This window comes from Olsenella uli (genome assembly GCF_901212675.1).
Classification (GTDB): Bacteria; Actinomycetota; Coriobacteriia; order Coriobacteriales; family Atopobiaceae; genus Parolsenella; species Parolsenella uli_B.
The window spans coordinates 1-7,096 of sequence record NZ_CAAKOQ010000047.1; the positions used below are offsets into that span (position 1 = coordinate 1).

General features: G+C 66.6%; 5 protein-coding genes. All 5 read right to left on the minus strand.

Annotation, left to right across the window (positions count from 1 at the left end; genetic code table 11):
* Positions 1-77: 77 nt before the first annotated feature.
* Positions 78-1,886 carry an ABC transporter ATP-binding protein gene (locus tag EFAMC1_RS08005; protein ID WP_154053773.1) on the minus strand — a complete coding sequence of 603 codons (1,809 nt, stop codon included), beginning with the start codon at positions 1,884-1,886 and terminating at the stop codon, positions 78-80.
* A gap of 169 nt (positions 1,887-2,055) precedes the next feature.
* Complete coding sequence (locus tag EFAMC1_RS08010) at positions 2,056-2,772, minus strand: NUDIX domain-containing protein (RefSeq protein ID WP_154053774.1); 717 nt, start codon at positions 2,770-2,772, stop codon at positions 2,056-2,058.
* A gap of 219 nt (positions 2,773-2,991) precedes the next feature.
* Positions 2,992-4,296: a phosphoribosylamine--glycine ligase gene (gene purD, locus EFAMC1_RS08015; protein WP_154053775.1), complete on the minus strand. Its 1,305-nt coding sequence runs from the start codon at positions 4,294-4,296 to the stop codon at positions 2,992-2,994.
* A gap of 159 nt (positions 4,297-4,455) precedes the next feature.
* The gene (locus EFAMC1_RS08020; RefSeq protein ID WP_154053776.1) at positions 4,456-5,325 is read right to left on the minus strand and encodes a DegV family protein; all 870 of its coding nucleotides are present in this window, start codon (positions 5,323-5,325) and stop codon (positions 4,456-4,458) included.
* A gap of 103 nt (positions 5,326-5,428) precedes the next feature.
* Entirely contained in the window at positions 5,429-6,715 is a 1,287-nt protein-coding gene (locus EFAMC1_RS08025) for an adenylosuccinate synthase (RefSeq protein WP_154053777.1), read from the minus strand.
* Between the last annotated feature and the right edge of the window lie 381 nt (positions 6,716-7,096).

Sequence of the window (7,096 nt, forward strand, 5' to 3'; positions counted from 1 at the left end):
ACAAATCATACGGAAGGAAATGTGACAGCCGAGGGTAACGTGGCGGCCGGTTGCCAGCAACCGGTCGCCACCACGCCCTACGCCCGGGAGCCGCCGAACTGCATGCGGTAGTAGCTTGCGTAGGTGCCGCCCGCGGCAAGCAGCTCGTCGTGGGTGCCACGCTCCACGGCCCGGCCGCCCTCAATGGTCACGATCTCGTCGGCGTCCTTGATGGTCGAGAGACGATGCGCGATCACGAGCGTGGTGCGCCCGCGCGCCAGGCGGGCAAGCGACTCCTGCACCGCGTGCTCGCTCTCATTGTCGAGCGCGCTCGTGGCCTCGTCCAGCACGAGGATCTTGGGGTCCTTGAGGAACACGCGCGCGATGGCGATACGCTGCTTCTGGCCGCCGGAGAGACGCGCGCCGCGCTCGCCCACCTCGGTCTCGTAGCCCGCCGGCAGGCTCTCGATGAAGCCGTCGATGTTGGCGAGCCGGGCCGCCTCCACGATCTCCTCGAACGTGGCGTCGGGACGTCCGTATGCGATGTTCTCGCCGATGGTACCGTCGAAGAGGTAGACGTCCTGCTGCACGAGGCCAATCGCCTCGCGCAGGCTCTCCTGCGTGACATCGCGCACGTCCTGCCCGTCAATCTCGATCGAGCCTTCCCGCACGTCATAGAAGCGCGGCAATAAACTGCAGGTAGTCGACTTGCCGCCGCCGCTGGGACCCACGAGCGCGATGGTCTCGCCCGGGCGGATGTCAAGGTCAAGACCGCGAATCACGTCGTGCTCGCCGTCGTACGAGAAGCGCACGTCCTTGTACACCACGTGACCCTCGCTCACCTGCAGGTCGGGGGCACCGGGCGCGTCCAGCACGTCGGGCTTGGTGGCGAGGATCTCGTCGAAGCGGCGGAAGCCCGCCTCGGCCTTCTGGAACGTCTCGGTGAAGTTGAGAAGCTGCTCGATGGCGGCCGTGAACGTGGTGATGTAGAGCGCGTAGGTGGCGAGGTCGGCCGGGTTCATCTCGTCCATTGCCACGAGGTAGCCGCCGTAGACGATGACCACGGTGAACAAGAGGCCCATGAGCGCCGCGATCATGGCCTGGTAGCTGCCCATGACGTGGTACATCTTGGCCTTGCTCGCGAGGTAGGCCTCGTTGGACTTGGCGAACTTGGCGCGTTCCACGTCCTCGTTGGCGAAGCTCTTGACCACGCGCACGCCGCCCAGAGAGTCCTCGAGCTGCGAGTTTATGCCCGCGATGCGCGTGCGGTTCTCCATGAAGACGGCGCGCATGCGCTGGTTGGCGTGGGCGTTGTAGACCCACAGCACGAGCGTGATCGCGGCCAGCGCCGCCGAGAGCTTCCAGTTGATGGTGGCCAGAATCGCGAACGACCCCACGATCTTGACGCCGCAGATGATGGCGTACTCCGGGCCGTGGTGCGCGGCCTCGCAGATGTCGAAGAGGTCGGAGACCACGCGGCTCATGAGGTCGCCGGTGTTGTGGCGGTCGAAGTACGAGAAGCTGAAGCGCTCGTACTGGTCGAAGAGGTCCTGGCGCATGCGGCTCTCCATGCGCGCGCCCATGACGTGGCCCCAGTAGCCCACGAAGAAGCGGCAGAGGTAGCGCACGGCGTACATCACCACGAGGCCCACGCAGATGGTGCCGAGCGAGGCGAGGATGGCCACCGGGCCCTCGGTAAACAGGCCGCCGGCGAGCTGGCGCAGGATGATGGGAAATGCCAGGTCGACAGCCGTCATGACGAGGGCGGCCACCGAGTCGATGGCGAAGAGGTGCCACTGCGAGCGGTAGTACGAGAGGAACTCGCGGTAGAGGTGGCCGTTGAGGTGCGGGCGAGACGTGCCGCGGGTGGGCACGCCGGTGTGAGTTGCAGAGGATGCAGAGGGCATGGGCTTCGATTCTTGGTCGCTCTTCGGGCAGGGTTGGTCAGGGTTGGGGGCTGAGCTGGGCTGTCACATTTCCTTCCGTATGATTTGTCACATTTCGTCGGAGGCGATGTGACAAATCATACGGAAGGAAATGTGACAGCGGTGACGGTGGCGAGGCGGGACGTCGCGGCTAGGCCTCGGCGCTGGGGGCGTCGGGGGTGAGGCGGCGGGCAACGGCGTCGCAGGCCAAGGCGCCCACAACGGTCTTGGCGTCCTCCACACGGCCATCGAGCACGGCATCGATCAGCTCGGACAGGTCCACGAGGTCCACGTTGATGAACTCGTCCGCATCCGGGTCGGACTTGTCGAACTCCAGACCCGTGGCCATGTAGAGGTGGATGAGCTCGTCGGAGAACCCGGCCGAGCTCGCGATGGTGGTGAGATAGGCCATCTTCTTGGCGACGAAGCCCGTCTCCTCCTTGAGCTCGCGGTTCGCGCAGTGCAGCGGGTCCTCGCCCGGGTCGAGCTTGCCGGCCGGAATCTCCACCGTCACGCGGCCGAGCGCCATGCGGTACTGGCGCACGAGGCAGATGCGCCCGTCATCGGTGAGTGCCACGATGGCGACGGCACCCGGGTGGCGCACCACGTCGCGGATGGCCTCGCGGCCGTCGGGCAGCTTCACGTGCAGGCGGCTCACCGAGAAGATGCGGCCCGTCCAGGCCGTGTCCTCGGAGAGCGGGTGCTCGGCCAGGGCGGCGTCCCTCGGGTCGTCGTCGCCGCGCACGAAGTCGCGCCGCTGTGGCTCGCCACTCTCGTGGTCGTGCTGGGAGCGGTCCCCGTCAAACGTGAAGGCCGCCGTGGCGTCGAGGACATCGCCCAGCGCCCGCTCCTTCTCATCCTTTGCCATGATCGATCAACCCTCCGTAAGCATCAGCGAGGACGGGCCGTCGCCAGGTAGCCCGGGGGCACCTCCGACAGCCCGTCGCCGCAGAACCTCGTTGCAAGACTGAAGATACCCGTCTCGCGCCGTCAGCTTGGCCTGGCCGCCGCGAATGACGGCAAAGCCGGCCGGCTCTCGCTCTTCTCGGCCAGCTCGCCCTCCTCGGCCGCCAACCCTCCCCGGGCGCTAGACCTCCCAGGCCTCACGGCCGCGCAGGGCACGGGCGCCGATGTCGTGGCGCAGCGTCTTGCCCTCGAAGTCGATGAGCTCGGCGGCCTTGTAGGCCTGCTCGCGCGCGCCCTGGAAGGTGTCGGCCACCGCCGTGACGTTGAGCACGCGACCGCCGTTGGTCACGAGCTCGCCGCCCACGAGCTTGGTGCCCGCGTGGTAGACCGTGACGCCCGGGAGCCTCTCGGCGTCCTCGATGCCCGTGATGACCTTGCCCTTCTCGTAGCGACCGGGGTAGCCCGTGCTCGTGAGCACCACCGAGACGGCAAAGTCGTCCTCCCAGCGCACCTGCGCGCCGTCGAGCGTGCCGTTGTCGCAGCGCAGGAACACGTCCACGAGGTCGCAGTCCATGCGGGGGAGCACCACCTGGGTCTCGGGGTCGCCGAAGCGGGCGTTGAACTCGAGCACCTTGGGGCCGTCCTTGGTGAGCATGAAGCCGCCGTAGAGACAGCCGGAGTAGGTGATGCCGTCGGCCGCGAGCTGTGCCACCACGCGGCGCTCGATGTCGACCATGGCCTCGTGCTCCTCGGGCGTCACGAAGGGCACCGGCGAGTAGACGCCCATACCGCCCGTGTTGGGACCGAGGTCGCCCTCGAGGGCGCGCTTGTGGTCCTGGGCGCTGGCCAGCGGCAGCACCGTCTTGCCGTCGGTAAGGGCCAGCAGCGAGCACTCCGGGCCCTTGAGCATCTCCTCGACCACGACGGTCTTGCCTGCCTCGCCAAAGGTGCCCGAGAAGCACTCGCGCACGCCGGCGAGGGCCTGCTCGGTGGTCTGGGCCACGATGACGCCCTTGCCAGCGGCCAGACCGTCAGCCTTGACGACGCAGGGGCCATCGAGCTCGCGCACGTAGGCCTCGGCGGGCCCGGCCTTGGTGAAGCTCTGGTAGCAGGCCGTGGGAACGCCGGCGCGCTCCATGACCTGCTTGGCGAAGAGCTTGGAGCCCTCCATCTGCGCGGCGTCGCCGTTGGGACCAAAGCAGGCGATGCCGGCGGCGCGCACCGCGTCGCCCACGCCCTCGACGAGCGGGGCCTCCGGGCCGATGACCACGAGACCGATACCGTGCGTCGTAGCGAAGTCTGCCACGGCGACGGGGTCGTCCTGGTCGAGGCCCTCGGCGAGGGTTGCCTCGGCGAGGATGCCGCCGTTGCCGGGCGCAGCCCAGAGCTTGCCGGCGCGCGAGCTTTCGACGAGCTTGCGTAGCAGGGCGTGCTCGCGGCCGCCCGCGCCCAGAAGCAGGATGTCGACCTTCTCGGATTCGCTCATGAGAGCTCCCTTCTTGGTTGTGCAATTGGGGACGTGTTTGTTTTGCACCATTTTTCGTTCTGCACGCCCCGCTGCGGAATGGTGCAAATGGGACCCGTCCCCAATTGCACGTTCAAATGGTGCAGAACGAACACGTCCCCAACTGCACCAATTGCACCGTTAGGCGTAGAGGGCGGAGGTGGGGACGCAGCCCAGGCCGATGAGCCCGGCGCCGGTGTGGGTGGCGATGACGGGGCCGGCGTTGCAGGTGCCCATGACGTGCAGCACAAAGCCGTGCTTCTCGAGGATATTGATCATCTCGTCCACACCCGCCTGGTTGCGCACGGTGAGCAGCGTAGCCGTGAGCTCGGCACCCTTGCCATAGCGGCCCTCGACCACCTTGGTGAGCGACTCGAGAGCGCGCTCGGTGCCACGGCCCTTGCCCACCGGCTCGAGCGAGCCGTCGGGCTGGACACTCAGCACGGCCTTGATATTGAGCAGCGAACTCATGAGACCCTTGGCGCGCGAGCAGCGGCCGTTCTTCACGATGTTCTCGAGCGTGTCGGGCACGAACACGAGCGTGGACTTGCCGGAGAGCTCGTCGAGGTGCGCCACGGTGGCCTCGAGCGACTCGCCCGCGTCGCGCATGCGGCAGGCCTCCTTGACCATCATGCCATGCACCACGGTGGCCGTGCGACTGTCCCACACGTGCACCGGCACCTTGGCGTCCTTGGCCGCGATCTCGGCCGAGTTGGCCGTGCCGGAGAGCGCCGTGGCGATGTGGATGGAGAGCACCGCGGGCGCGCCATCGTCGGCCATCTTGTTGTACGCGTCGAGGAAGGCCGTGGGCGAGGGCTGCGAGCTGTGCGGTAGCTCGTCGGTCGAGGCCATCTTGTCGTAGAACTGCTCGGACGTGATGTCGACCATGTCGTGGTACGAGCCGCCCGCCACGAACACGTGGAGCGGAACCATCTCGACCTTGAGCTCGTCAAGCTCGGCGAGCGGGATGTCGCAGGTGCTGTCCGTGAGGATCTCAAATTGGTGCTGCATGGTGCCCCCTCCTGCCAGCGCGCAGCGAGCCCGCGCCGGCCTGGCTCCCAACAAGTCGAAAAAGGGCGGGCCCGGCCGCTTGGCCAGACCCGCCCGCGTCGCGCTAGTCCCAGTGACGGTTGATCGTCTGCTCGCGGTCGGGGCCCACGGCGATGAGCGACACGCGCACGCCGCTGAGCTGCTCGATGAGGTCGATGTAGTCCTTGGCCTCGCGCGGCAGGTCGTAGAAGTTGCGGCAGCCAGAGATGTCCTCCTTCCAGCCAGGCACCTCGATGAACTTGGGCTTGGCGTGGTAGAAGACGCTCTGGTGCTCGGGGACGGTGGTGTACTCGACGCCGTCGCACTCGTAGGCGGTGCAGATCTTGATGGTGTCGAGGCCGCCCAGCACGTCAAGCTTGGTGATGGCCAGGTCGGTGAGGCCGTTCACGCGGGCGGCGTAGTTGCCCCCCACGGCGTCGTACCAGCCGCAACGGCGCTTGCGGCCGGTGGTCACGCCGTACTCGTGGCCCTTCTCGAGCAGGAACTTGCCCACGCCGTCCTCCTCGGAGAGCTCCGTGGGGAACGGGCCCGAGCCCACGCGCGTGAGGTAGGCCTTGGCCACGCCAAGGACGCGCTGGATGTTAGTAGGGCCAACGCCCGAGCCGGTCACGGCGCCGCCGGCTGTGCAGTTAGAGGAGGTCACGAACGGGTAGGTGCCGTGGTCAATATCGAGCATCGTAGCCTGAGCGCCCTCGAACAGGATGTTCTTGCGCTCGGCGAGCAGCTCATTGAGCAGCTTGGAGCTCTCGACGATGTAGGGCTTAATGCGCTCGGCGTAGGGCAGGTAGGTCTCGCAGATCTGCTCGACGGTGTAGGTGGGCAGCTCGTAGACCTTCTCGAGGATGGGGTTGGTGTAGGCGAGCGCCGCCTCGAGCTTCTGGCGGAAGATCTTCTCATCGAGCATGTCCTGCACGCGCAGGCCAGTGCGGTTCATCTTGTCCATGTAGCAGGGGCCGACGCCGCGCTTGGTGGTGCCGATGAGGTTCTTGCCGAGGTGCTTCTCGTGGGCGCCGTCGAGGTCCTTGTGGTAGGGCATGACGATGTGGGCATTGCCCGAGACGCGCAGGCCCTCGCAGGTAATGCCCTGGCCCTGGAGCGTGTCGAGCTCCTCGAGCATGACGGAGGGGTCGACGATGCAGCCGTTGCCGATGACCGAGAGCGCGCCCGGGTACATGACGCCGGATGGGATCTGGTGAAGGGCCAGCTTGTGGCCATTTGCGACCACCGTGTGGCCCGCGTTGGCACCGCCCTGGTAACGGCAGACGCAGTCGAAATCGCCGGAGACGAGGTCGGTGACCTTGCCCTTACCCTCGTCGCCCCACTGGGTTCCCACCAGTACTGTTGCCGGCATGAAGACTCCCTCTCTTGGTGCTTTCTTAAGGCGTGCACGGGCTCGGCCGCGCAACTCTTAGAGTATACGGCACCGGCCGCGGCACTCACGCGCGTTGTTCTGAGGGTTTCGTAGGGCTGGACGAGGAACGGGGACGAGCAGGCCGCTGCCGGGCCACGATGCCAAAGCAACGACTGATCCGAGGCTCATCACGCTCCACATTCCTTCAGCTTGATCAGCCCAAGGCTCCGTGTCCGCGCCGCCTGCTGGCCAGATGTGACAAATCATACGGAAGGGTGTCATGGCATCTCGGCCGCGGGGGTGCATTTTGAACGGATTTGAATAGCATCTTCCCAACCCGTCGCCAGCACTGTGCGCTTTGGTCGGATTTGAATATTCAAA